A 23547-nucleotide genomic window follows, 5' to 3' on the forward strand; every position below is an offset into this window, starting at 1 on the left:
CATGAACTGGGATTGGAACCAACTGCTGCAATGGCCGAACGTGGAGACCCCCACGGATATCTGGCTGACTCAATTGTTCATCATCGTGCTATGTACGGTGTCGGTGAATTTTATCCTGATGCGCGTCATTGATGTGCTTGACCGGTTGATCAACAAGACGGAAACCCTGTGGGACGATGCTCTGCTGGAAGCGGCGCGGATTCCCCTGCGATTGGTGTTCTGGGTCATCGGTTTGTCGATCTCCGTGGAGCTGTTGCAGGCAGTGACCGAGCAAGCCAATGAATTGTTCGATCTGGCTCCCAAGGTGCGGCAGATTGCCTTCATCATCATCATTGCCATGTTCCTCAACCGGTTTATCTCCTACACGGAGAAAAACCTGATCGACCCATCGCGCATGCGTAAACCCATGGATCAGTCCACGGCGGCGGCGATCGCCAAGTTGCTGCGAGTGTCGGTGATCATCACCTCCTTGCTGATCATTCTGCAGACCATGGGCTACAGCGTGTCGGGGGTGCTTGCCTTTGGCGGTATCGGTGGCATGGCGGTGGCCTTTGCCGCCAAGGATCTGCTCGCCAACTTTTTCGGCGGCATGATGGTCTACCTGGACAAGCCGTTCCGCATCGGAGACTGGGTGCGCTCACCAGACCGTTCTATCGAAGGTACCGTGGAGCACATCGGCTGGCGGCTGACCTGTATCCGCACCTTCGATCAGCGTCCGTTGTATATCCCCAATGCCATGTTCACCACGGTGGTACTGGAAAACCCGTCACGCATGTTTAACCGTCGTATCAACGAGAAGATCGGTATCCGCTATGACGACTGGCAGAAAATGCCGGGCATTGTGGCGCAAGTGAAACAGATGCTGATCGACCACGAAGAGCTGGAAACCGACAGCCGTACCCTGATCGTCAACTTCGACAGCTATGGCGCGTCGCACCTGGAGTTCTTTATCTATACCTTCACCAAGACCACTCAGTGGGTGCGCTACCATGAGATCAAGCAGGATGTGCTGATGAAGATCATGGCCATCGTCAACGAGCACGGGGCGGAGTTTGCCTTCCCCACTCGCACCCTGCATCTTGTCAGCCACAACGACGATCACCCCGCCACGGGCCTGGAAAACGACAACACTGAGGACGCACAGCATGTCCATCGCTGAGGAACTGCAACAGGAACTGATGCGGGTGCGCCGCGAGGCCATCGAGCTGCATTCTGCTGACCAGGTTCAGGAAGCCATCGCCAAGCTGGCCTTCGCGGTCACCGACGCCTACTCAGGCAAGGTGCCGGTGATGCTGACCATCATGAACGGAGGAATGATCTTCGCTGCCGAGCTGGTCAAGCGCCTGGATATTCCGCTGGAGATGGATTACCTGCACGCCAGCCGTTATCTGGGTGAAACCACGGGGGGGGATGTGGAATGGATTGTCACCCCCAATGCCAGCCTGGCCGGGCGAGATGTGCTGATTGTTGATGACATTCTTGATGTGGGTACCACCTTGCTGTCCATCATTGACGCCTGCAAGGCTCAGGGTGCGGCCTCGGTGAAGACCTGTGTGCTGGTGGACAAACAGCATGACCGCAAGGCAAAGCCGGGCCTGAAAGCCGATTTCACGGCCCTGGAAGCGGCGGATCATTATCTTTTCGGCATGGGCATGGACTACAAGGGTTTCTGGCGTAATGCGCCGGGGATCTACGCGGTAAAGGAACACTGAGTATGTTGGCGTTTATTGGCGGCACGGGTCTGACGCGCATGGATAATCTGCGCATTATCCGCAGACAGGCGATTTCCACCCGCTTCGGCGATCCGTCCGCTGCGGTGGTGGAGGGGGAGCTGGATGGCCAGAATGTGCTGTTCCTGGCCCGCCATGGGGACCCCCATGTACTGCTGCCTCATCAGGTGAACTACCGGGCTAATCTGGTGGCTCTCAAAGAGGCGGGGGCCTCCGCCATTGTGGCGGTGAACGCGGTAGGCGGCATCACTGCCCTGGCTCCCACCGGCGCCCTGGTGTTGCCAGACCAGATTATCGACTACACCTGGGGCCGGGAGATGACCCTGTTCGATGACCCGGCGGAGCCGTTGGTGCATGTGGATTTCAGCTGGCCGTTCGATAGCGCCCTGCGCAATGGCCTGAAGGAAAAATTGGCTGAGTCGGAGCTGAAGTGGAACGACGGCGGCTGCTATGCGGCCACCCAGGGGCCACGACTGGAAACCGCCGCCGAAATCCTTCGCCTGGAGCGTGACGGCTGCGACATCGTCGGTATGACCGGCATGCCCGAGGCGGTGCTGGCCAGGGAGCTGGCATTGCCCTATGCCATGCTGTCGCTGGTGGTGAATCCGGCAGCGGGCAAATCCAGCCATGAGATCACCATGGCGGAAATCGAAGCGGTGATTCACGATGGCATGGCCAATGTGTGCCGGGTGCTGGCGGATTTTGCCGGTAGCTACACAGCCTGATTATAACGGCCGCTGATTGCCAGCGGCTTTCGGAAGGAGCTTCGCACAGTGACCCTGCTGATCATCTTCGCCGCCGTCTCCATCGGCTTCTCCTTTCTCTGCTCGATTCTGGAAGCGGCGTTATTGTCGATTACCCCGAGCTTCATCGCCGGGCTGCGGGAAATCCGGCCCAAGCTCTACGAGACACTGCGCTCCTACAAGGACGATATCGACAAACCCTTGTCTGCGATTCTCACCCTCAATACGGTGGCCCATACCGTCGGTGCCACCGGGGTAGGCGCCCAGGTGGCAGTGGTGTTTGGCGAAGCCTGGCTGGGCGCGGCCTCTGCGGTGATGACCCTGGCCATTCTGGTGTTGTCGGAAATTATCCCCAAGACCATCGGTGCCAAATACTGGCGCGCCCTGGCGCCTATGCTGCCGCCGGTTCTCCAGTTCATCATGATTGCCCTGATGCCCTTTGTGTGGCTGTCCAAGCTGATTACCAGCCGCATTGGGGGTGGCGAGCACGATGTGGAAGTGCGCGCGGAAATCCGCGCCCTGGCCGACATGGGCAAGGATCAGGATGCCCTGGACGACAACGAATTCCAGGTGATCCAGAACGTCCTGCGCCTGCACGACATCAAGGTCGGCACTATCATGACCCCGCGTACGGTTTGCCGAACGGTGACCCCGGAGATGACCGTGGCCGAGTTTCTGGAAAAAGAGAAAGACCAGCCTTTTTCCCGTTTTCCGGTGATGACGGAGGAAGGCGAGGGCAAAGGTTATATCCACAAATCCGACCTGCTGGGCTGCGACCCGGAGCAGACCATGAGCGTGCTGGCCCATGAAGTGCCGCTGGTCCATACGGGTATGGGGATCGACAAGCTGTTCCACGCCATGTTGGCCCAGCGCCAGCACATGGCAGTGGTCTATGACGAGCACGGCACCTGGGTAGGGCTGATCACGTTGGAAGATATCCTGGAAAGTATTCTCGGCCGTGAGATCATGGACGAAACCGATCACGTGGCAGACCTGCGACTCTATGCCCGCCAGCGCTGGAGCCGGCGGTTGAAAAAGCAGGAAAAGCCGCAATAGGAAGCAGTATCAGCCGATTCAGGAGAGGCAACCATGACCGAAATCTACAAGGACAACAGCGAAACCATTGGCAAGACGCCGCTGGTGCGAATCAACCGCATCAGCCAGGGCAAGATTCTCGCCAAGCTGGAATCACGCAACCCGGCAGGCAGCGTAAAGTGCCGTATCGGTTCCTCCATGATTTGGGATGCGGAAAAAAGCGGCAAGCTCAAACCCGGCATGACTCTGGTAGAACCCACCAGCGGCAATACCGGCATCGCCCTGGCCTATGTGGCGGCGGCGCGGGGGTACGACCTGACCCTGACCATGCCCGATACCATGAGCCTGGAGCGCCGTAAAATTCTCAAGGCTCTGGGCGCCAAGCTGGTGCTGACACCCGGCGCCAAAGGCATGCCCGGTGCCATCGCCAAAGCCGAGGAACTGGTCAGCGACAATCCGGAAAAATTCCTGATGCTGCAGCAGTTCAACAACCCGGCCAACCCGGAAATCCACGAGAAAACCACTGGCCCGGAAATCTGGGACGCCACCGGCGGCGATATCGACGTGCTGGTCAGTGGCGTGGGTACCGGTGGCACCATCACCGGGGTGTCCCGCTACATCAAGAACCAGAAAGGCAAGGCCATAACCTCCATTGCGGTGGAGCCGGACTCCTCCACCATGATCACTGCTGCACTGAAAGGCGAAGAACCCACCCACGGCCCCCACAAGATTCAGGGCATCGGTGCCGGTTTTGTGCCGAAGAACCTGGATCTGTCGGTGGTGGATCGCTGTGAGCAAGTGAGCAACGAAGACGCCATGGAGTGGGCCCACAAACTGATGCAGGAAGAGGGCATCCTTGCCGGTATTTCCTGCGGCGCAGCCATGTGCGTAGCAGACCGTATCAGCCTGTTGCCGGAATTCGCCGGCAAGACCATTGTGGTGGTGCTGCCGGACTCCGGCGAACGCTACCTTACCTCCCCGTTGTTCGCGGATATGTTCAGTGATCAGGAGCTGAACCAGTAGGGCCCCGCCTGCGGGCGATCTTCACCCTGCGATGGTGGCCAGCCGCAACGCTAGCGGGCTTTGCCCGCTGGCGCTGTACAGCGCCGCCCCTGTGCCGTATAAATGCAAATTATTGAATTAAGAAAACCGCTGGCAAAGCGGTCTGGGGGAAGCATGAAAGCACCAATGTTGTTGCTGGCCGGTCTGGTTTCACTGGCCGGTTGCTATGGAGACAGTAGTGATGTGAGCCGTAGCGGTGAGGTGGAAAACCGCCCGCCACTGGGCCAGCAACAGCCAGCCGCCCGGCTGGTACCCGCCGATCAACAGATGGCCAGTGGCCGCTATCGCACTGATATCCAGGTTGCCAACGGCGCCCAGCCGGTACCCTCGAGCAGTGAAAATTACACCACCACTGCGGAAGTCTCCGTCATCCGCTAATCACTAAACCCGAATTCCCCACGCTTTGTGGGCGGATTAGCCGTCGGCGACATTCACCGTTCAACTGCGATGGCCTCAGCCTCTGATCCCCGCTATCCTTGCGGCCGGTAACCGGAGGGCTCCATGGCAGTCAGTACAGAAGTGGATATCGTCGTTATCGGCGCCGGCGCGGCTGGACTGATGTGTGCGGCTACGGCCGCCTATCAGGGTCACCGGGTGTTGCTGCTGGACCACGCCAACAAGGCCGGCAAGAAGATCCTCATGTCCGGCGGCGGTCGCTGCAACTTCACCAACCTGAACACCACACCGGAACATTTCGTTTCCGCCAACCCGCATTTCTGCAAATCCGCCCTCAAGCGCTACAGCCCCTGGCACTTTGTGGAGCTGGTGGAGCGCCACGGCATCGACCATGTGGAAAAAGCACCTGGGCAGCTGTTCTGTGCGGAATCCTCCAAGGAAATACTTGGCATCCTGCTCACCGAATGTGACTGGGCCGGGGCGGACATTTCCCTGAAGACCGAGATTCGCCGGGTGGAGCGGGCAGGGCAGGGCTTTGTGCTTACTACCTCTTCGGGCGTCATCCGTTGCGCGAAACTGGTGGTGGCCTGCGGCGGCCTGTCGATTCCCACCATGGGGGCCACCGGCTTCGGTTATCAGCTTGCCGAACAGTTCGGGCTCAATGTGCTGCCCACCCGTGCCGGGCTGGTGCCGTTTACCCTGCAACCGGATGACAAAGCCTGGTTGTCTGCCTTGTCCGGCATCAGCACCGAAGTAGTGGCGGAGGCCGGCGGCGCCCGCTTTGCCGAGCCCATGCTGATCACTCACCGGGGCCTGTCCGGCCCGGCCATGTTGCAAGTCTCCAGCTTCTGGGCACCGGGCCAACCGGTGACCGTAGACTGGCTGCCCGCCGTGGCCGATCCTTTCGCCGAGCTGGTGGCCGAGCGCAACCAGCATCCGAATCGCGGCCTGGAACGCTGGCTGCGGCAGTATTTTTCCCAGCGGCTGGCCGGGGCACTGGTAGAGCGATTCGGCTGGCAGGGCAACTTGCAGCAGTTCAGCAACGAGCGCCTGGCCAATGTAGCGGCCACCCTCAAGGGCTGGCAGTTCAAACCATCCGGCACTGAAGGCTACCGCACCGCCGAAGTGACCCTTGGCGGCGTCGACACCGACGCTATCTCTTCCAAGACCTTTGAAGTGAATGCCGTACCGGGGTTGCACTTCATTGGTGAGGTCCTCGATGTCACCGGTCAGCTCGGTGGCTTTAACTTCCAGTGGGCCTGGGCCAGCGGTTGGTGCACGGGGTTGGCGTTGTAGAGTTGCCAGCCCGGTGAAATACATGGCCTTACCGCCGGGAGTTGCAAATAAACAGTAGTGCGCGCTCAGCTCTGTAGGTAAGTCATCCTGTGGCACGCCTGTAGCCCACCAGTCCATTCCCTGCCACAATGATCGCCAACACCTCGGGCAAAACAAGGATGCATGATGAACCTCGAGAAGGTGGTTTTTGGTTTTTTCATTCTGCTTGCGCTGACGCTTAACTTCGGGTTCTTCTACGGCGAGATTGATAACCCGCAACACCATGACGTCTATGAGTTGTTTGCGGCACTGGTGGTCAGCCTGATAGCGACTGTGCTCAAGTTCGGCGAACGCACGCAGATTGGTGCTGTGTTGTTGGCTTCCTCCCTGGTGGCAGATCTGCAGTTAATCGTGGCCGCCATCGTTTGGGCGGTAGCGGTGCATGTGCTTGAAGTCGGGCTGACGCCGGCGGTAATGGCGTCCATTGTTTCCCTGTCAGGTGGTGCTCTGCTGGCAAACCTGGTATCCGCCGTGCTGTTGACGGTGGAAACCATCACCCTGCAGCGATAATAGCCATGCCTTCTGTCGTTCCCATGATCCTGCGGCGCATGCGTGTGCCGCTGGTGGTGCTGATTGTGGCTTACAGCATCGCCACGGTGGGTTTCACCCTGATTCCCGGCGTTGATGATCAGGGTAATCCCTGGCGGATGAGTTTTTTCGAAGCCTTCTACGTGGTCAGCTACACCGGTAGCACCATTGGCTTTGGCGAAGTGCCCTACGATTTTTCCGGTGGCCAGCGCATGTGGACCATGGTCAGTATTTATCTGACCGTGTTCTCCTGGCTGTATTCCGTGGGCATCATCATTTCCCTGTTGCAGGACAAGAGTTTTCGTCATGAACTGAGCCGGGTGCAGCTGCAGCGCAGCTTGCGGCGGTTTCGTGAACCTTTCTATGTGATCTGCGGTTATGGCGATACTGGCAAGTTGCTGACCCGCTCTTTGCTCAGCCGTGGCATGCGGGTAGTCATTGTCGACAAGGACCCGGAAGCCATTGATTCCCTGCGCATCAAGGATCAGGGGCTGTATGTGCCGGGTTTTACCGTGGATGCGGAAATCCCCGGGAATCTGGTCAAGGCCGGGCTCAAACATCCGTTATGTCGCGGTGTGCTGGCAGTGACCAACAATAATCACACCAATCTGAAAATTGCCACCACGGTAAAGCTGCTCAACAAGCACAGCCAGGTGTTCTGCCGCGCGGGCAGCGAAGAAAACGCCAACAACATGCTGTCCTTTGGCACCGACCTGGTGGTTAATCCCTATCAGGATTTTGCTCGGCGGCTGTTGCTGGGTATTCGCCAGCCGGATACTCACCGGGTGTACGACTGGCTTACCTCTCTGCCCGACGCCGCCCTGCCTGAGAGGCCCATGCCTCCCCAAGGCCGCTGGATCCTTTGTGGTTTTGGTCCCTTCGGTCGCGCCGTCTACGAAGCGCTCAGCAAGGAGGCAGGTATTGAACTGGTGGTGGTCACCCCGCATCCGCATCAGCCGGATGTGCCTGCGGGCAGCGTGGAAGGCAAAGGCACCGAGGCTGTGACCCTGCGCGAAGCGGGCATCGACAAGGCCGTCGCCCTGGTGGTGGCAACGCCGGACGACGCCGATAACCTGTCAGTGATGATGACCGCTCGTGAGCTGAACAGCAGTATCTACATGGTGGCACTGCAAAACCGCCTGCATAACCGTCTGTTGTTCCAGGCAGTCAATCCGGAATTGCCGGTGCAGACCAGCTTTCTGGTGGCCAGTCGTTTTCTTTCGGTTCTCAATGCGCCTCTGCTGAAAGAGTTTCTGCGGGAAGCGGAACAGCAGGGCAATGGGTGGAATGAGCAACTGCTGGAGCGTATGGCCGGTATCACGACTACGATCACCCCGGAAAGCTGGCACGTGCAGATAGGCGATGAAGAGACCCCCGCAGTGACCCTGGCTCTGCGTCTGGGGGAGCCGGTTACCCTGGGCAATCTGTGTCGTAGTCCCCGGCATCGGCTCACTTGTCTTGATGCGATTCCCCTGATGCTGCGTCGCAATGGCCGCAATACTCTCCTGCCCGATGAAAAGGAAAAGCTGGAGCCCGGTGACCGCTTGCTGTTTTGCGGCACGGACAAGGCCAATAATCAGATGCAATGGAGCCTGCGCCATCTTAACGCCTTGCGTTACGTACAGACGGGCCATCAGCGGCCGGATGGTCTGGTCTGGCGCTGGCTGGCCAAACGCCGGGCTGCACCGGCGGACGTGCGGGAATAGTCGCCAGTCGTCGCTTGCCTGCTTGCCGTGGTTCCCGGCACTTCCTATGATCGGTACTGCTGACTATGGGCGAGACTGAGTGGAAGACGACAACAATAACGATGCGCTGATCGGTAAAATCTACGAAACAGCGCTGTCCCCCGGCGACTGGGTCGAGTTGCTGGATACCATCGCCGGCTGGACCGATAACCGCCCGCAGCCCGGCCACACTGGCACGGCGCTGGAACCCCGACAATCCTCCAATGATGTGGATCAACTGATCGCCCACCTGGAACGAGCGGTGCGCAGCAGTGCCTACATGCATGCCCTGGAAGATCGCACCCAGGTGCTTAATGCCATGTATAACCAGATGCCCTGGCCCATGCTGATGCTGGATAACAGCATGCAGGTACTGGAATGCAATCCGGTGGCCAGACAGGTGCTGGCGGATGGCCCGGTGCAGCTGTGCGAGGATGGCACCCTGTTGTTTGCTGACCGGGAGCTGAAACAGGCCCTCGATCGCATCAACCGGTTGGCTGAGGGTCGCGAAACCCAGCTCATCAGTTCTCCCCAGGACGGGGTGTCCCTGTTATGTCTGCCGGTGCAGAAATCTGATGCACCGGGCAACATTGCCCAGCTGCGCACCATCGTCTGGGTGCTGGCCGGGCACAGCGTGGTGACACCATCCCCGGAGATGCTTCGCTCCCTGTTCAATATCAGCCAGGCGGAATCCCGTCTACTACACTTGCTGTGCAAGATCGGCAATCTGAGCCAGAGCGCCAAGCTGTTGAATGTCAGTATTCACACGGCCCGCACCCAGCTCAAATCCACCATGGCCAAACTCAATGCCAACAGTCAGGTACAGCTGGTCAGCCACGCCATGGGGCATGCCCTGGTGCAGGCGGCAAAACTCCCGCAGATCCAGCAGGATCGGGAATACACCCTGAGCCTGCCGGACCGGCGCGTGCTGAGCTGGTACGAATATGGTGACCCGCACGGCCGCCCGGTACTGACGCTGGATAACCTGGGGGCGGCGCTGCCGGATCACAGTTATTTTGATGACTGGTATCGCGAGAAAGGCCTGCGCGTGATCATGATTGTGCGCCCCGGCTACGGCATATCCACCTACAAGGCGGACATGGAGTTCCGGGATTTCGGGCCGGATATTCTGGCGTTATGTGAGCATCTTGAGTTGCATCGTCCGCCCATGGCCGCCTTTTGTGGGGGTGGGGCCTATGCACTGTGTGCGGCAGCCCTGTACCCGGACATCTTCGATCGACTCGGACTGTTGGCCAGTACTGTCCCCATTGAGCACTTCGAACTGGACAAGCTGGACCCGCTACACAACATGTTTCTGCGTCTGTTTCGGCGTGACCCCCGCTTGTTCGTGCTGGTAGGGCGATTAGGCATCCGGGGGGTACAGAAGGCGCCGGAGAAGTTCTTCGCCATGATCGCCAAAGGATTGTGCGATCAGGACAAAGCCGTGCTGGCTAACCCGGATCTGCTGCAGCGAACCATCAAATGTATGCGTCGCAGTCATTTCCAGGGCGCGCGCATCATGATTGATGAGTATCTGCGCATGCAGCATCCCTGGCAGGTGGATTTGAGCAAGATCACCATGCCGGTCATGCAGTGGCACGGCGAAGACGACCGGATTATTTCCATCGGTAGCGCTCGTGGCCTGGCGGGGGATTTACCCGGGGTGCAGTTACGCAGCTTTCCGGGCCTTGGGCGTTTTATGGTCTACCCGATGTGGAAGGACTTTCTGACCGAGCTGTTGGACTTGCCCTGAGCAGCAAGCTCATCGCATTGGTTAGTGCGGTTTGCTGGCCCAGTGTTAGCGGATTCAGTCCAGGTCGGCAAACTGTTCGCGGAACGCAGCCGGCACCGGCATGACTCCGTGCTTTTGATGATCAAAAAACACAAAACCCTGTTTGGCCAGCACCACCAGCCGTCCGGAAGGTTGTTTGGTGACCCGGAAAATCAGATCTGCTCCGTACTTGTTGAAGTCCATTAACCCAACCTCGAACTGAAGATCATCCTGGGCGAAACTTTCTGCCTGGTAGGTGGCCACCAGATCAGTCACCACAATGCTCTGCTTGTCGGTATCGAACTGGTCGAAACCGATGTGGCAGAAAAATCGGTAACGGGCTTCAGAGAGCAGGGAGATCATCTGGTCGTTGCCCACATGCTTACCGGTATTCAGGTCGGTCATGCGCACATTGATGGTGTGTGTGTAGAGGAATTGCTCAGGCAGATCGAGTGCAACGCGGGCCATGCTGCAGTCTCCAGCGGGGAAGGGAGTGGAGTGTAGCAAGGTCTATCGGGTTTAGTGAAACAGGATTATGTATTGGGCGGAGTGATATTCTGGCAAAACTTGCATCAGCACAGGAAGTCGTCTGAAGGCATCGTGCCATGGAAAAACGTAGGGTATGGAGCAGAAATGGTGCTGCTCCATACCCACGACGTGATGGTTAAACGCTCAGGTCAGCTTCAACCGATTGGCAATTGCGCCGTGCCAGCGCCAGATTGGATTTTCCCTTGTCCAGCACCAGGTACATGAACAGACCTTCATTTTTCGCCACTGGGCGGATGATATGATACTGGGTTCCCAGTGTGATCAGAATATCCTCGATGGTGTCTTTGAGTCCCAGTGATTTCATGGTTTTAAGCTTGGCACGAACCACCTCGGTGTTGCCGGCGGCGGCCAATTCAAGATCCAGTCCGGTCCCATCCTGACCCAGCACCATGCCACTGTTTGAATCAACAATAGCGGCACACATTGCACCATCGGATTCCAACAGGGTTTTCAGACTCTCAGTAACGTTGCCCATAACTTACTCCTATTATTTTATATTTTCCCTAAAGAGGGGAACTAACTGGCTGCTTTTAGTGATTCCGATAGAGCTGCACAACAGTTTTTGGCGCCCCAGATCAGTTGCCCGAGCTTGGAGGCGTCATTGGCGACTACGGCCAATGCCAGGGGAGGTGAGCAGTTGGGCACTTTCATCACGGCCACAACGCCCTCCTCGGATTCCACAATCATGCGGCTGCATTCAGAAATGCCCGCTTCTTTTGCTATTGCCGAGCTGATTGCTGCAAGAGAACTACCCATTGCGGCAAGCCGGCTGGCTTTCCCTTTATCGTTTTCCAACGTGGCTATTTCAAAGCCATCACTGCTCAGTAGTACAGCAGAGGTGATCCCCGGGGTGGAGTCCTGCAGGATGTGAAGCTGTTTCTGCGCCATTGCCACGGCAGAATCGCTAAGGGGGTTCCTGTCTTTCATACTTGCATCAGTTCCATTTCGTTGGCTTCGATCTGACAGAGGAGGGTTTCAACCAGAAGCAGAACGTCTTCACACTCTCTGACGTCTACGGAAATCACTGGTACAAACAGATGTTTGGCTGCCAGTTTTTCCGTAACCCGGTCGATACGCGCGAAGTCATCGCTGGAAATCCGGCCGATACCAATAACCAGAGGTGTTTCCCCATTGTTGGAAAAGGCGTTGGTATAAAGATCCAGGTGAGCTTCCAGATCCGGGTGTTCGCCATTCAGCAAGAGAATGACACCTGCGGCGTTGTTGGCGAGGATCGGCCACATGAACTGAAAACGTTCTTGCCCGGGTGTGCCGTAAAGGCGCACGCCACTACCGTCAGGCAGGCTGATATAACCGTAATCCAGACCGGCGGTAGTCATTTCCTTGTTGCACTGCTCTAAATCAGTGTTAACCACATCTGTGGAGACACATTCCTGATCACTGAGTTGAGTGATTGCCGTAGTCTTACCGGCGCCCATCGGGCCGGTGAAAAGGATTTTGAATTCGTTGCTTGTCATTATTTCAGCTCAATCCCAGACGTGTTCTCAGGCCTTTGATCATCCCTCCGAGGCGATGGTGCTCCGCGCCGGCTTGTACTGATGGGGCTATAGCAGAGGGGGCTCTCACCTGACTCACCAATAACCCGCTAATTTCACAAGCATTGATGAAGTGATAAAGCGCTTTGTCATCACAATGTGAAAGTGTCTTTAGCTCTGAAAGTGTCAGTGCACGGCGGGTCATCAGCGCACATAAGGAGAGCAATTGCCGGGATTTGTTCAACGCTGCAGCACTGGGCCAACGGCTCAATTTGAAATGGCTGTCTTCATCCAGCCAAGGCAACAGGGCATTGCAATGGTTGGCACCGGTTAGCCAGGCGAGCTCAAACAATGGCCGAGGCACCATGCCCTCGGAAACTGGTTCGCTGCTGGGGCTTAACGGGCTAAAAGACACCGGGCCCGCGGACAGGGCGTGTAGCAATGCCGGCCGTGCGTAAAATCGGTGGCTTGCGGGTTTTACCAGCAAAAGGCCTTCCGGACTTTGGCTGCTGTACAGTTCAGTCGATCCCTTGTTATTGATGACCCGGTATAAACTGGCACAAAAATCAACGGTAGGTAGTGATGAGTTGCCTTCTGATTCAGACACTTCACGATTATGCTCAGCATGATTGGATGACGTATCCAAAGACCGCAGTACCTCATCCAGCACATCGAGCAGCTGCATGACTCGAAATGGGTGTGGCAGCGCAAAAGCGGATGCTGGTTTTTCCTCAGAGCTGGGGTAAATCACGATACACGGTTTTTGGCTCAGGTCGTCCTGGCTGGTTTGTGCCTCTTGCAGGCTGGAAACCATGAGGACATCCGCCATCGCGGGTGTTGCCTGGCTCCAGTGTACTGAGGAACGGCCATCAATGATTTTCAGCATGGAAAGACAGGCACTGACCGTGTCATCTCCCAATCCGATAAATCCAAGACGCTGTGTTTGCATTTGTGCCATCCGAGATCCGGTAGTACCGGTTACTGCAATAGTGGCGAAAACTGCTAATCGCCATCAGTTAGTGATCTATGTCTCAATTATTAGTAGCGGGACGCCCAGCAGGGCAAAGGGATCGCGACAGGCGGAGACTTTCAAGGGATGAGTTGATGTTGCGATCACGTCCTGTTGACCGGCTTTGTTGGCGGTTTTCTGAAGCGAACGAACGATTTTTTTCTAACAGACTGATTGATAAGGTAAATATTGTTATTTGAAAAAATAAGTGACGCTGGTTGTGAGGTCACGAAATAAATGTACGCCTTTTCCTACATTTGCGATTAGCTTGTAAGACATTGCTTACCGATGGTCGAAATTCCCCACTCTGTTATCTTCCCTCGCTAGCCGATTCCGCCATAGCGAACACCGGCCAAGGCGGTCATTTCCCGATCAAAGGTCGCCAAGTCTTCCAGCGTAAATTGATTCAGATGATGGTGGCCGCAGGCGCGGGCCATGACTTGCATCAGTTCTGTGGCGGCATGGAAGAAATTGGCCAGGCGTTGGGCTGCGTGGTCCACGTCCAGTCGTTTTCGCAATTGCTCGTTCTGGGTGGCGATGCCGGCGGGGCATTGGTTGGTGTTACACATACGGGCGCCGACGCAGCCAATGGCCTGCATGGCGCTGTTGGACAGGGCGATGGCATCAGCGCCCAAGGCCAGGGCTTTGACAAAATCCATGGGCATGCGCAGGCCGCCGGTGATTATCAGGGTGACGTTGTCACTGGCGCCTTTGTCATCCAGATAGCGGCGTGCGCGAGCCAGGGCGGGGATGGTGGGGACGCTGATGTGATCGCGGAACATGGCGGGCGCCGCGCCGGTACCGCCGCCGCGGCCATCCAGGATGATGTAGTCGGCGCTGGCATCCAGGGCGAACTGGATGTCCCTTTCGATATGGTTGGCGCTCAGTTTGAATCCCACCGGTATGCCGCCGGACACCTCCCGCACCCGGTCGGCGAAACGTTTGAAATCATCGCTGCTATGTAGCTCCCGGAAGGTGGCCGGTGAGATGGCCGGTTGGCCTTCGGCAATGTGGCGTACCTGGGAAATCTTGCCCACGTTCTTGTTGGCGGGCAGGTGGCCGCCGGTGCCGGTCTTGGCGCCCTGGCCGCCCTTGAAGTGGAACGCCTGCACCTTCTTCAGATGGTCTTCGGTATAGCCAAACATGGCGCTGGCCAATTCATAGAAATAGCGAGAGTTGGCGGCCTGTTCTTCCGGCAGCATACCGCCCTCGCCAGAGCAGATGCCGGTGCCGGCCAGTTCCGCGCCTCGTGCCAGAGATACCTTCGCTTCTTCGGAAAGAGCACCGAAGCTCATATCCGAGACCATCAGGGGAATATCCAGCGTTAGCGGTTTGTCCGCTGTGGGGCCGATCACCAGATCGGTGCCCACCGGCTGGTCGTCCAGCAGCGGCTGGGTGGCCATCTGCGCCACCATGATCTGGATGTCATCCCATTTGGGCAGGCAGTCTCTCGGGACGCCCATGGCGGTCATGGGGCCATGATGGCCGACTTTATCGAGCCCGTTTTCCGCCAGGTCGTGGATCAGTGCCACGTTGGGTTCCTCGGCGGTGGCCTTGGGCTGTGGCATGCCATCGCGCTGGATACTCTCCGGGCCGGGGCCTTCTTCGCCCACCTGATCCTTGCTGAATCGCGCATGGGTGCCATCACAGTAGGGGAAGTTGGCGCTGTGCTTGCACATGCACAGGTAGCCCTCGTCCTTGTCGGCTTCGAAGCCGAGAGGGGTAATACCGGTGCCTGCGTGGGAGCCGTCGCAGAATGGCTGATTGGCGGAGCGACCGCAGCGGCAGAAGTAGTAGGTTTCACCGGGTTTGAGGTCGGTTTTATGCGGTTTGATATCGGCGATGACAGGCTTGGACATGGTGACTCCTGGCTGGCACTGCGGGCTGGGATACCTCGATCATGCCAGTGGTGGCGGGGGAGTCAACGCTTTGCACAGGACAGGATAGGGAACGCTCGCGACTCGACTCTTGCTGCCCCCCAAGGAGGCAGCAAGAGTCGAGTCACGCCCTTGCTAGCGGTTCGATTCGATGTTTCTAACCAGGCGGTGAATTTTATCGCTGCGATCCAGCAGCGCATCGCTGAGTGGGCTCATCACCCCCCGCAGCATGGACAAGGGTTTCCAGCGGGCCGGGGCAATAATAGCGGCGGAGCGGGTTGTCAGGCCGGCAACCAGGGCAGTGGCAATTTCCTCGGGTTGTACCTGTTTTCTCAGTACGGCTGGGAAGGCGCTTTCAATCAGCTCAGAAGCGGTGGCATGGCCACCGAAGGCCAGCTCGGTGATAGGCGTTGCCGTCCAGCCGGGGTAGAGCACGCTGGCGCTGGCGCCGGTACCGGCCAGCTCAGCCCGCAAGGCTCTGCCGAGCATTTCCACGGCTGCCTTGGAGGCGGCGTAGGGGGCATTGACCATGCCGTTGACGAACGAATAGATCGAGGAGGTGATGACAATCTGGCCATGATTACGCTGAACTTCCGGCAGGGCCGCACGCAGGGTGCGCCAGACGCCGAACAGATCCACATCGATAATTTTCTCGAATTCGGCTTCATCGCAGCTGGCGATGGTCGCCGGCTTGTTTCGCCAGGCAATGCCGGCGTTGGCAAAAGCGATATCCAGCCGGCCAAAGTGCTCTACGGCTTGCTGGACCACGGCTTTTGAGGCGCTGGCATCCGTTACGTCCAGGGGCAGGGAAAGCACGCGGGTGACATCAAATTCTGCGGCAAGTGAGTCCAGAGACTGCTGGGATAGATCGGTCAGCACCAGATTGGCCCCTTTTGCGTAGAGTGCTCGAGCACTCGCCGCACCAATCCCGCCGGTTGCACCGGTTATGAGAACCACCTTGCCATTCAGGTCATACTTCTTGCCCACGTGCTGATCTCCCTGTAAGTCGATGTGCCCGGTGGCCAAGACAGCTGCCACCGGTCGGTCAAAACAAGCACGGAACCATACCACTGATGCTGAGTGAGGGTCCTGTAGAATTCAGTAGTCGTCCGTTTCACGTTGGTCTGGGGGTTTGCCTGCGTTGCATGCCGTCACAAGATTGGCCCAGCAGGAAGGGGTGGTAGTCTCCGGTGCCGTGCACAATCATTTGCATCGCAACGACAGGAAAGGGTTCTCTCATGGGCAAATCAACCTGGCGGCCGGAGATGATGACGGATCTTTCCGGCAAGACGATTCTGGTAACCGGTGCCAACAGCGGCATCGGCCTGGAAGCGGTGAAGCTGTTCGCTGGTAACGGCGCAGAAGTGATCATGGCCTGTCGTAATCTGGACAAGGCCAACGTGGCGGCGCAGGCGGTGAAAGCCCTGCAGCCCGATGCCAGGCTGGTGATCATGGCACTGGATCTGGCAGATCTTGCCTCGGTAAAGGCGTTTGCCGATGCAGTAAAGCAGCGCTTTTCAAGGCTGGATGTGCTGTTGAACAACGCAGGCCTGATGGCTCCGCCGTTGCAGCGAACCCGGGATGGTTTCGAAATGCAGTTCGGTACCAATCACCTGGGACATTTTGCGCTGACCGGCCAGCTTGTTGAGCTTCTCGAGACTGCCAGCGATCCGCGGATTGTGCAGATATCCAGCCTGGCTCATCGGGGCGGGAAGTTGATGTGGGGGAATCTCAATGCAGAGAAGCGTTATTCCCGCTGGCCCTTCTATTGTCAGAGCAAGCTGGCCAACCTGATTTTTGCCAAGGATCTGCAGCGTCGGCTGCAGGCATCAGGGTCGGGCATCCGGGTCATGGCTGCTCACCCTGGCTATTCCGCTACCCACCTTCAGGATACGGTTCCCGGTGGTGGCCTGTTCAACAAGATAATGGCTCAGTCTGCACAGATGGGCTGCCTGCCCGGTGTCATGGCCGCCACCAGCGATGCGGTGGAGGCGGGTGGCTATTACGGCCCGGATGGCAAGTTGATGGAATTACGCGGCTATCCCGCCCCGGCCTTCGCCCGCAAGATCACGGACAACCAAGCAGTTTCACAGCGGTTGTGGGAGGAATCGGAGCGGTTGACCGGGGTGCATTATCTGAACGATTAGACTTCAGGAGTGATGTCGAGGGGTGTTAGTCGCCGGGCGTAGGTAATTTCCCGTTTTTCCCCTAGAATCTGCGGCTGACTATCAATCTCGGAGCAAGTATCCCATGGGCCGCGCCTACCAGAACCGAAAAGAATCCATGGCGAAAACCTCGGACATGAAAGCCAAGGTTTACAGCCGCTATGGTCGTGAGATCTATGTGTGCGCCAAGGCCGGTGGCCTGGATCCATCCGCCAATCTGGCCCTGCGTGGTCTGATTGACCGGGCCAAGAAAGATCAGGTGCCTGGCCATGTGATCGATAAAGCTATCGACAAGGCCAAAGGCGGCGGCGGTGAAGATTTTGCGCCGGCCCGTTACGAGGGTTATGGCCCGGGCGGTTGCATGGCGATCATCGAGTGCCTGACCGACAACCCCAACCGCACCTTCGGTGATGTGCGCGTAGCGTTCACCAAGACCAAGTGCAAGATCGGCACCCAGGGCACCGTGGCTCACATGTTCGATCATGCGGCCATTTTCGTGTTCCGTCATGATGATGAAGAAGCGGTGCTGGAAGCACTGATGGAAGCGGATGTGGATGTCACCGATATCGAGAGCGAAGACGGCATGCTCACGGTATTCACTCCCAACACCGAATATGCCAAGGCCCGCCAGGCGCTGACCGGTGCTTTCGAAGGGATCGATTTCGAGGTGGATGAAATCCAGTTCATTCCGCACAGCTTCACCACGGTGAGCGGCGATGACCGGGAGCTGTTCGATAAATTCCTGGCCATGCTCAACGATCTGGACGATGTGCAGAACGTCTATCACAACGTGGATCTGGCGGAATAACCTTCCCCTGTAGGTTGGGTTTCGTTCCACTCAACCCAACCTACGGTGGGCGGTGTCAGCGGCTCAGATCTGCCAGCAGGGCGGCCAGAAAGCGTGCCGCTTGCCCGCCATTCAGAGCGCGGTGATCAAAGGTCAGGCTGACCGGTAATTGGGTGTCTTCAAACAGCTCGCCATTGCGAATGCCCGGTTGGGTGAAGCGTTTTCCCGCCCCCACAATGGCCACTTGGGGAGGCACCACCACCGGGGTGGCGTAGCGGCCACCCAGGGTGCCGAAGTTGCTCAGGGTGAGGGTTGCGCCTTGTAATTCTTTGGCGGGAATTTTTCGCTGTTCCACATCCCGGCGCAGATGGTTGAGCCCTTCGCGCAGGTCCGTCGGTTCCCGGTTGGCCACGTCCCTCAGCACGGGTACGAACAGGCCGTCGGGGGTGTCCACGGCAATCCCCAGGTCCACCTTTTCCACCACCCGCATGCTCAGATGCTCGCCGTCGAACCAGGCGTTCACCCTTGGCTCTGCCTGGCAGCCGGCGACGATGGCACGAATCAGGCGCAGGGTAATATCGCTGTCCTGTGGCCAGTGGCTGACGCTGACCTGATCGAACAGGCTCACCGGCACCACCTGTTGCCCGGCGCTGGCCATGGTCTTCGCCATGGTGCGGGCCACGCCTTTTAGTGGCGTGCTGTCGCCGTGGCTGTGTTTCAGATTCGCCTGCTGTTGCACATCGTCCAGAGTGATACTGCCTGCCGGGCCGCTGCCCTTGATCTGGTCAAGATTGACGCCCAGGTGGCGGGCCAGGGCGCGGATGGCCGGGGTTGTGCTGTTGAGAGTGCCGCCGGAAGGACGGGAGTCGGGGACGGCGCCGACCACGAAACTGTCCGGATTTTCCGCATCCTCCTTGCTTTGCAGGTTGCCCACCACGGTCTGGCTGCCGCTGCCCTCGTCACCGGCAAAGGCCAGCAGCGGTTCGCCGATATGGACCAGATCGCCGTTGGCCACGAAGAGGGTGGCGATGATGCCGTCCTGGGGAGCGGGGATATCAACAATGGCCTTGGCGGTTTCCACGCTGAGCAGCAGGTCATCCACCTTCACGGTGTCGCCTTCCTTCACGTGCCACTCGACCACCTCCGCTTCCTGCAAACCTTCGCCCAGATCGGGCAGGGTGAAGTAGGGCATGGGACTGCTCCTTTGTTGTTCGCTGGCATACAACACGCTGCTTTCACTGTAGGAGCCATGCTCGCATGGGGAACCTGCTTGCGAATAAATGGGGCGCCCTGTCGGGCGGTTCGCCATGCGAGCATAGCTCCTACGATCCACCCGCGTTCCTGCGTGAAGCGTTTTGCGTGTCAGCGTTCTCTCAATACTCCAACGTTTTCTTTGCCGCCGCCACGATCCGCTCCACGCTCGGCATGTAGTGCTGTTCCATGGCGAAGTAGGGCATGGGGCAGTCGTAGCCGGTGACGCGCTCTATGGGCGCGAGCAGGTGCATCAGGGCGTCGCTGGCCAGGGTGGCGGCGATCTCGGCGCCGAAGCCCGCGTTGTGGGGGGCTTCGTGGACGATAACCACGCGGCCGGTCTTGCTGGCGGTGGCGATCAGGGTGTCCCGGTCCAGAGGGTTCAGGGTGGCCACGTCGATCACTTCCGCCTTGATGCCGTCTTCGGCCAGTTGCTCGGCGGCGGCCAGGGTTTCGTGGATCATGGCGCCCCAGCTGATCAGGCTCACGTCTTCGCCGGCTCGCAGGGTGAAGCAGCGGTCCAGCGGCAGAGGGTCATCGTCCAGTTCCACCGGTAGCCGTTGCAGGCGGTAGAGCCGTTTCGGTTCCAGGAACAGCACCGGGTCCGGGCAGGCGATGGCGGCGCGCAACAAGCCATGGGCTCTTGCCGGGGAAGAGGGGATCACCACCCGCAGGCCCGGGACATGGGCGAACAGGGCCTCGGTGCTTTCACTGTGGTGTTCCGGGGCATGGATGCCGCCGCCGAAGGGCGCGCGGATCACCAGAGGACAGCTCAGGCGGCCCCGGGTGCGGTTGCGCAGGCGGGCGGCGTGGCTGATCAGTTGCTCCAGGGCGGCGTAGATAAAGCCCATGAACTGGATCTCCGCCACCGGCTTCAGGCCCTGGCTGGCCATGCCCACCGCCAGGCCGGCGATCAGGTTTTCCGCCAGCGGGGTGTCCATGACCCGGCGGAAACCGAATGTCTCTTTCAGGCCTTCGGTGGCCCGGAATACGCCGCCGTTGGTGGCGATGTCCTCGCCCAGTACCACTACGTTTTCATCGGCTTCCATGGCGTGGCGCAGGGCCTGGTTGACCGCTTCCAGCAGGTTCAGCGGTACGCTGGTGTCCGGGTGTTGTTGGGCGCTATGCATGGTGGCCTCCCGTTTGCTCCGGGCTGAGCGTTGCCAGTGCGGCCCGTTGTGCCTTGAGGGCCTCGGGCAGCTCGGCGTAGAGATAGTCGAGCATGTCAGTGGGCAGCTGTGGCGGTTGGTTGAGGTACGTTTCCACCGCGTTATCCACCTGGTGCTGGCACTCGGCCAGCCACTGCTTCTCCTGCCCGGCATCCCAGTGGCCGGCGTCGGCCAGGGCCTGGCGTAGCCGTGCCACCGGTTCGCGCTGCCAGGCGGCGTGCAGGTCGCTGGCCTTGCGGTAGCGGCCGGCGTCGTCGGCGGTGGTGTGGTCGCTGAGCCGGTAGCTCACCGCTTCGATCAGGGTGGCGCCCTTGCCGTGGCGGGCCTTGTCCAGGGCGTAGTCCAGCGCTTCCAACAGGGCAGGCAGGTCGTTGCCGTCCACCTGGAAGCCTTCGATGCCGGCAGCCACGGCTTTCTGGGCGATGGTGTCGCTGGCGGTCTGCAGGCTGCGTGGCACGGAAATGGCCCATTGGTTGTTGTTGACCATCACCACCAGCGGCAGCTGCCAGACGCCGGCCACGTTGAGGGCTTCATGGAAGTCACCCCGTGAGGTGGCGCCATCGCCGCAGGTGGCCAGCACGGCGGCCTGTTCGTGGCACAGTTTGGCCTTGGTGGCGATGCCGGCGGCCTGGGTGAGCTGGGTGGCGATGGGAACGCAGTTGGGCAGGTCGCGGGCGGCGGGGGTATCCGCCGGGAAGGCGTTACCGCGCTCGTCGCCGCCCCAGTACTGGAGAATCTGATACAGCGGGACGCCGCGCAGGTACTGGGTGGCGTGGTCCCGGTAGTAGGGCACGAAGACGTCGCTATCGTGCAGGGCCATGCCGCCGGCGGTGGCGATGGCCTCGGCGCCCAGGCAGGAGGCATAGGTGCCCAGCTTGCCGGTGCGTTGCAGGTTCACCGCCTTCTTGTCGAAGGTGCGAATCAGCGCCATATGGCGGTAGCCGTCCACCAGCCGTGGCCAGTCCGTGTTCTCCGGCAGGTCCGGCAGGCGGTGGTGCATGTCATAGGGAGTGGAAGTGAACATGGCATCCTCCTTGGCGGCTTTTAGGCCGCTTTCCAGGCGTGCTTGCCGGTGTCATCGTGCAGACGCTGTTCTGCCTGCCGGTCGGCCATCTGCGCAGGGCTGATCTGGTTCTGGTCCGCCTGGTCCAGCAACTGGCAGAGGGTGCGGCCGATGCCGAGTACCTTGTGGCGGATGGCGCTGTGGCTCTCCTGTCGGTGGCCCAGGGCCAGGGAGATCAGGCCGCCGGCGTTATTGAGGTAGTCCGGGGTGTAGAGGATGTCGCGCTGGCGCAGTCGTTGAGCATCGTCGTCGCTGGCCAACTGGTTGTTGGCGGCGCCCACGATCAGTCCGGCCTGCAGGCGGGGGATGGTATCGGCGTTCAGCACGCCGCCCAGGGCGCAGGGCATGAAGATATCGCAGTTCACGTCGTAGATGCTGTCGGCGGGAACCCACTGGGTATTCAGGCGGTCTGCCAGCCGGTGGGCCCGGCGCGGGTCCAGGTCCGCCAGGGTCAGCCGGGCACCGGCCCGGGCCAGCATCAGGGCCAGCTGGCTGCCCACATGGCCCAGGCCCTGAATGGCGATGTGCAGGCCCCTGGCGCCATGGCGCTGGAAGCGGTGGCGAATCCCCGCATCCAGGGCGGCGAATACACCCAGGGCGGTATAGGGCGACGGGTCCATGCCGTCGCCGGAAAAGCCCCACACATGGCGGGTCTGGGTGGCTACCTGGTCCAGATCGGTGATTTCCGTGCCGGCGTCCATGGCGGTGATATAGCGCCCGCCCAGGCGGTTAACGGCGTCGCCGAAGGCACGGTAAAGGGCGGCCCGGTTGTAGGGTTTTTCCGGTTCCATGATTACTGCCTTGCCGCCGCCCAGCGGCAGGCCTGCCAGGGCGGCCTTGTAGCTCATGCCACGGGCGAGACGACAGACGTCATTGAGGGCGGTGTGTTCATCGGGGTAGGGAAGACAGCGACAGCCACCGAGGGCAGGGCCCAGTCGGGTGGAGTGCAGGGCGATCAGGGCGCGCAGACCGGTTGCCGGATCCCGGAATTGGTGGAGTTCGGCGACGTCGGTCTGTTCGAGGGTAGCGAACATGGCAACGGCTCCTTTCCCGGTGGGGCGGGTAGGCCCGTTCGGGATCGTATTGTCCGGGCCGGGTAGGGCCCTTGAATTTACTTTAGCGCGGGAAACGGCAGTGTGCCTGTACGGATCTGTTATTTCTGACAGGCGGCGTTATGGGGTGGGGGAATAACAACACACGGTAGGGTCGTCGTTGTAGGAGCGCCTCGAGAGGCGCTCCTACAGGTGCAGTAATATGGAAGGCCGTTAGCGGGTGATGCGCACCAGCATGCCGAACATGGGGTGGTCGAAGTAATAGACTTCATGGCCAGTGAGGCGACGGCTCTCGTTGATATCCACGTAGAAACGTTGGCCATTGCTCTGGGTATTGAACCAGATGCGCGGCTCAACGTGGACGTAGCGCGATTCACTGAAATGCAGGGTGCCTTCCAGTTCTGGCACATTGCCGTCCCCTGTGGCCAGGGTCTGACCACCGCTCAGATACACTGGCAAGGTATTGCCCTTGTCGCCAATGGGCTGGCTCCAGGCCTTGTGGTAGAGCTGGCGATAATCTCCGGTGCCGGCCATGCGTTCCATCATGTATTGCAGCACGGTCTGGTCTTCCGGCAGGGGTTGCCAGGCGCCGCGGGACAGGGCGTCCGGGTCGGCATACTCACTGGCTTGCGGTGCGCCGATGGTCACTGACCGCGGGGCGTAGCGAGGTTGCAAATCGGCGGGCCAGATTTCTTCGCTGCTGCCGTGATCACGGGCGAATATCAGGACTTCAACGTTGTACCAGCTCTGGGCAATGACAGGGGTGGCCATGAGGGCCAGCACAGCCAAAACGAATGCGCGAAGCATC

At 59.4% G+C, this 23547-nt stretch carries 24 protein-coding genes; 12 read left to right on the plus strand and 12 right to left on the minus strand.

Features of this window, described 5'->3' with window-relative positions; translation table 11 throughout:
- Nucleotide 1 precedes the first annotated feature (1 nt).
- The 10 genes from Q0Y02_RS00500 (at nucleotide 2) to Q0Y02_RS00545 (ending at nucleotide 10306) form a co-directional block, all read left to right on the plus strand.
- Nucleotides 2-1159, plus strand: a complete 1158-nt coding sequence (locus Q0Y02_RS00500; protein WP_297762828.1) for a mechanosensitive ion channel family protein — start codon at nucleotides 2-4, stop codon at nucleotides 1157-1159.
- Nucleotides 1146-1712, plus strand: a complete 567-nt coding sequence (locus Q0Y02_RS00505; RefSeq protein WP_297762831.1) for a hypoxanthine-guanine phosphoribosyltransferase — start codon at nucleotides 1146-1148, stop codon at nucleotides 1710-1712. The genes Q0Y02_RS00500 and Q0Y02_RS00505 overlap by 14 nt, the downstream gene beginning before the upstream one ends.
- A 2-nt stretch (nucleotides 1713-1714) precedes the next feature.
- The gene (locus tag Q0Y02_RS00510; RefSeq protein WP_297762833.1) at nucleotides 1715-2455 is read left to right on the plus strand and encodes an S-methyl-5'-thioinosine phosphorylase; all 741 of its coding nucleotides are present in this window, start codon (nucleotides 1715-1717) and stop codon (nucleotides 2453-2455) included.
- 48 nt (nucleotides 2456-2503) lie between these two features.
- The gene (locus Q0Y02_RS00515; protein ID WP_297762836.1) at nucleotides 2504-3529 is read left to right on the plus strand and encodes a CNNM domain-containing protein; all 1026 of its coding nucleotides are present in this window, start codon (nucleotides 2504-2506) and stop codon (nucleotides 3527-3529) included.
- 33 nt (nucleotides 3530-3562) lie between these two features.
- Nucleotides 3563-4531: a cysteine synthase A gene (gene cysK, locus Q0Y02_RS00520; RefSeq protein WP_297762839.1), complete on the plus strand. Its 969-nt coding sequence runs from the start codon at nucleotides 3563-3565 to the stop codon at nucleotides 4529-4531.
- 153 nt (nucleotides 4532-4684) lie between these two features.
- Nucleotides 4685-4948: a hypothetical protein gene (locus Q0Y02_RS00525; RefSeq protein ID WP_297762842.1), complete on the plus strand. Its 264-nt coding sequence runs from the start codon at nucleotides 4685-4687 to the stop codon at nucleotides 4946-4948.
- Nucleotides 4949-5071: 123 nt separating this feature from the next.
- Nucleotides 5072-6262: an NAD(P)/FAD-dependent oxidoreductase gene (locus tag Q0Y02_RS00530; RefSeq protein WP_297762845.1), complete on the plus strand. Its 1191-nt coding sequence runs from the start codon at nucleotides 5072-5074 to the stop codon at nucleotides 6260-6262.
- Between the two features lie 162 nt (nucleotides 6263-6424).
- On the plus strand, nucleotides 6425-6811 hold the full coding sequence (locus Q0Y02_RS00535) for a DUF6394 family protein (protein WP_297762848.1): 387 nt from the start codon (nucleotides 6425-6427) through the stop codon (nucleotides 6809-6811).
- 5 nt (nucleotides 6812-6816) lie between these two features.
- The gene (locus Q0Y02_RS00540; protein ID WP_297762851.1) at nucleotides 6817-8535 is read left to right on the plus strand and encodes an NAD-binding protein; all 1719 of its coding nucleotides are present in this window, start codon (nucleotides 6817-6819) and stop codon (nucleotides 8533-8535) included.
- A 79-nt stretch (nucleotides 8536-8614) separates the two neighbouring features.
- Entirely contained in the window at nucleotides 8615-10306 is a 1692-nt protein-coding gene (locus Q0Y02_RS00545) for an alpha/beta hydrolase (protein ID WP_297762853.1), read from the plus strand.
- 54 nt (nucleotides 10307-10360) lie between these two features.
- Here the strand turns inward: Q0Y02_RS00545 and Q0Y02_RS00550 are convergent, their stop codons facing one another.
- The 7 genes from Q0Y02_RS00550 to Q0Y02_RS00580 form a co-directional block, all read right to left on the minus strand.
- Nucleotides 10361-10792, minus strand: a complete 432-nt coding sequence (locus Q0Y02_RS00550) for a thioesterase family protein (RefSeq protein ID WP_297762856.1) — start codon at nucleotides 10790-10792, stop codon at nucleotides 10361-10363.
- A gap of 196 nt (nucleotides 10793-10988) precedes the next feature.
- On the minus strand, nucleotides 10989-11348 hold the full coding sequence (locus Q0Y02_RS00555) for a hypothetical protein (RefSeq protein WP_297762859.1): 360 nt from the start codon (nucleotides 11346-11348) through the stop codon (nucleotides 10989-10991).
- 41 nt (nucleotides 11349-11389) lie between these two features.
- On the minus strand, nucleotides 11390-11800 hold the full coding sequence (locus Q0Y02_RS00560; RefSeq protein WP_297762862.1) for a roadblock/LC7 domain-containing protein: 411 nt from the start codon (nucleotides 11798-11800) through the stop codon (nucleotides 11390-11392).
- Nucleotides 11797-12348: an ATP-binding protein gene (locus Q0Y02_RS00565; protein ID WP_297762866.1), complete on the minus strand. Its 552-nt coding sequence runs from the start codon at nucleotides 12346-12348 to the stop codon at nucleotides 11797-11799. The genes Q0Y02_RS00560 and Q0Y02_RS00565 overlap by 4 nt, the downstream gene beginning before the upstream one ends.
- 4 nt (nucleotides 12349-12352) lie before the next feature.
- Nucleotides 12353-13324, minus strand: coding sequence for a hypothetical protein (locus Q0Y02_RS00570; protein ID WP_297762868.1), 972 nt, complete (start codon nucleotides 13322-13324; stop codon nucleotides 12353-12355).
- Between the two features lie 374 nt (nucleotides 13325-13698).
- A complete protein-coding gene (locus Q0Y02_RS00575) occupies nucleotides 13699-15234 on the minus strand; it encodes a glutamate synthase-related protein (RefSeq protein ID WP_297762871.1) in 1536 nt (511 codons plus the stop codon).
- A 153-nt stretch (nucleotides 15235-15387) separates the two neighbouring features.
- Nucleotides 15388-16239, minus strand: a complete 852-nt coding sequence (locus Q0Y02_RS00580; RefSeq protein WP_297762874.1) for an SDR family NAD(P)-dependent oxidoreductase — start codon at nucleotides 16237-16239, stop codon at nucleotides 15388-15390.
- A gap of 251 nt (nucleotides 16240-16490) precedes the next feature.
- On the opposite strand from Q0Y02_RS00580, the gene Q0Y02_RS00585 reads away from it, so the two are divergent.
- The gene (locus Q0Y02_RS00585; protein ID WP_297762877.1) at nucleotides 16491-17399 is read left to right on the plus strand and encodes an oxidoreductase; all 909 of its coding nucleotides are present in this window, start codon (nucleotides 16491-16493) and stop codon (nucleotides 17397-17399) included.
- A gap of 103 nt (nucleotides 17400-17502) precedes the next feature.
- Nucleotides 17503-18225, plus strand: coding sequence for a YebC/PmpR family DNA-binding transcriptional regulator (locus Q0Y02_RS00590; protein ID WP_297762879.1), 723 nt, complete (start codon nucleotides 17503-17505; stop codon nucleotides 18223-18225).
- 55 nt (nucleotides 18226-18280) lie between these two features.
- Here the strand turns inward: Q0Y02_RS00590 and Q0Y02_RS00595 are convergent, their stop codons facing one another.
- The 5 genes from Q0Y02_RS00595 to Q0Y02_RS00615 all read right to left on the minus strand — a co-directional run bounded on the left by Q0Y02_RS00595 (nucleotide 18281) and on the right by Q0Y02_RS00615 (nucleotide 23546).
- Nucleotides 18281-19396: a dihydrolipoamide acetyltransferase family protein gene (locus Q0Y02_RS00595; protein WP_297762881.1), complete on the minus strand. Its 1116-nt coding sequence runs from the start codon at nucleotides 19394-19396 to the stop codon at nucleotides 18281-18283.
- Between the two features lie 181 nt (nucleotides 19397-19577).
- A complete protein-coding gene (locus tag Q0Y02_RS00600; protein WP_297762883.1) occupies nucleotides 19578-20585 on the minus strand; it encodes an alpha-ketoacid dehydrogenase subunit beta in 1008 nt (335 codons plus the stop codon).
- Entirely contained in the window at nucleotides 20578-21648 is a 1071-nt protein-coding gene (gene pdhA, locus Q0Y02_RS00605) for a pyruvate dehydrogenase (acetyl-transferring) E1 component subunit alpha (RefSeq protein WP_297762886.1), read from the minus strand. Before pdhA ends, Q0Y02_RS00600 begins: the two co-directional genes overlap by 8 nt.
- A 20-nt stretch (nucleotides 21649-21668) precedes the next feature.
- Nucleotides 21669-22721, minus strand: a complete 1053-nt coding sequence (locus tag Q0Y02_RS00610) for a Glu/Leu/Phe/Val dehydrogenase dimerization domain-containing protein (RefSeq protein WP_297762889.1) — start codon at nucleotides 22719-22721, stop codon at nucleotides 21669-21671.
- Between the two features lie 231 nt (nucleotides 22722-22952).
- A complete protein-coding gene (locus Q0Y02_RS00615) occupies nucleotides 22953-23546 on the minus strand; it encodes a peptidoglycan binding protein CsiV (RefSeq protein ID WP_297762893.1) in 594 nt (197 codons plus the stop codon).
- Between the last annotated feature and the right edge of the window lies 1 nt (nucleotide 23547).

It is taken from the genome of uncultured Alcanivorax sp., assembly GCF_947258575.1.
Lineage (GTDB): Bacteria > Pseudomonadota > Gammaproteobacteria > Pseudomonadales > Alcanivoracaceae > Alcanivorax.

Excerpts from the sequence above, each read along its gene's own strand:
- Q0Y02_RS00500 (WP_297762828.1), top strand. The coding sequence starts at position 2 with ATGAACTGGGATTGGAACCAACTGCTGCAATGGCCGAACGTGGAGACC.
- Q0Y02_RS00505 (WP_297762831.1), top strand. The coding sequence starts at position 1,146 with ATGTCCATCGCTGAGGAACTGCAACAGGAACTGATGCGGGTGCGCCGC.
- Q0Y02_RS00510 (WP_297762833.1), top strand. The coding sequence starts at position 1,715 with ATGTTGGCGTTTATTGGCGGCACGGGTCTGACGCGCATGGATAATCTG.
- cysK (WP_297762839.1), top strand. The coding sequence starts at position 3,563 with ATGACCGAAATCTACAAGGACAACAGCGAAACCATTGGCAAGACGCCG.
- Q0Y02_RS00525 (WP_297762842.1), top strand. The coding sequence starts at position 4,685 with ATGAAAGCACCAATGTTGTTGCTGGCCGGTCTGGTTTCACTGGCCGGT.
- Q0Y02_RS00530 (WP_297762845.1), top strand. The coding sequence starts at position 5,072 with ATGGCAGTCAGTACAGAAGTGGATATCGTCGTTATCGGCGCCGGCGCG.
- Q0Y02_RS00535 (WP_297762848.1), top strand. The coding sequence starts at position 6,425 with ATGATGAACCTCGAGAAGGTGGTTTTTGGTTTTTTCATTCTGCTTGCG.
- Q0Y02_RS00540 (WP_297762851.1), top strand. The coding sequence starts at position 6,817 with ATGCCTTCTGTCGTTCCCATGATCCTGCGGCGCATGCGTGTGCCGCTG.
- Q0Y02_RS00550 (WP_297762856.1), bottom strand. The coding sequence starts at position 10,792 with ATGGCCCGCGTTGCACTCGATCTGCCTGAGCAATTCCTCTACACACAC.
- Q0Y02_RS00555 (WP_297762859.1), bottom strand. The coding sequence starts at position 11,348 with ATGGGCAACGTTACTGAGAGTCTGAAAACCCTGTTGGAATCCGATGGT.
- Q0Y02_RS00560 (WP_297762862.1), bottom strand. The coding sequence starts at position 11,800 with ATGAAAGACAGGAACCCCCTTAGCGATTCTGCCGTGGCAATGGCGCAG.
- Q0Y02_RS00565 (WP_297762866.1), bottom strand. The coding sequence starts at position 12,348 with ATGACAAGCAACGAATTCAAAATCCTTTTCACCGGCCCGATGGGCGCC.
- Q0Y02_RS00570 (WP_297762868.1), bottom strand. The coding sequence starts at position 13,324 with ATGGCACAAATGCAAACACAGCGTCTTGGATTTATCGGATTGGGAGAT.
- Q0Y02_RS00575 (WP_297762871.1), bottom strand. The coding sequence starts at position 15,234 with ATGTCCAAGCCTGTCATCGCCGATATCAAACCGCATAAAACCGACCTC.
- Q0Y02_RS00585 (WP_297762877.1), top strand. The coding sequence starts at position 16,491 with ATGGGCAAATCAACCTGGCGGCCGGAGATGATGACGGATCTTTCCGGC.
- Q0Y02_RS00590 (WP_297762879.1), top strand. The coding sequence starts at position 17,503 with ATGGGCCGCGCCTACCAGAACCGAAAAGAATCCATGGCGAAAACCTCG.
- Q0Y02_RS00595 (WP_297762881.1), bottom strand. The coding sequence starts at position 19,396 with ATGCCCTACTTCACCCTGCCCGATCTGGGCGAAGGTTTGCAGGAAGCG.
- Q0Y02_RS00600 (WP_297762883.1), bottom strand. The coding sequence starts at position 20,585 with ATGCATAGCGCCCAACAACACCCGGACACCAGCGTACCGCTGAACCTG.
- pdhA (WP_297762886.1), bottom strand. The coding sequence starts at position 21,648 with ATGTTCACTTCCACTCCCTATGACATGCACCACCGCCTGCCGGACCTG.
- Q0Y02_RS00610 (WP_297762889.1), bottom strand. The coding sequence starts at position 22,721 with ATGTTCGCTACCCTCGAACAGACCGACGTCGCCGAACTCCACCAATTC.
- Q0Y02_RS00615 (WP_297762893.1), bottom strand. The coding sequence starts at position 23,546 with ATGCTTCGCGCATTCGTTTTGGCTGTGCTGGCCCTCATGGCCACCCCT.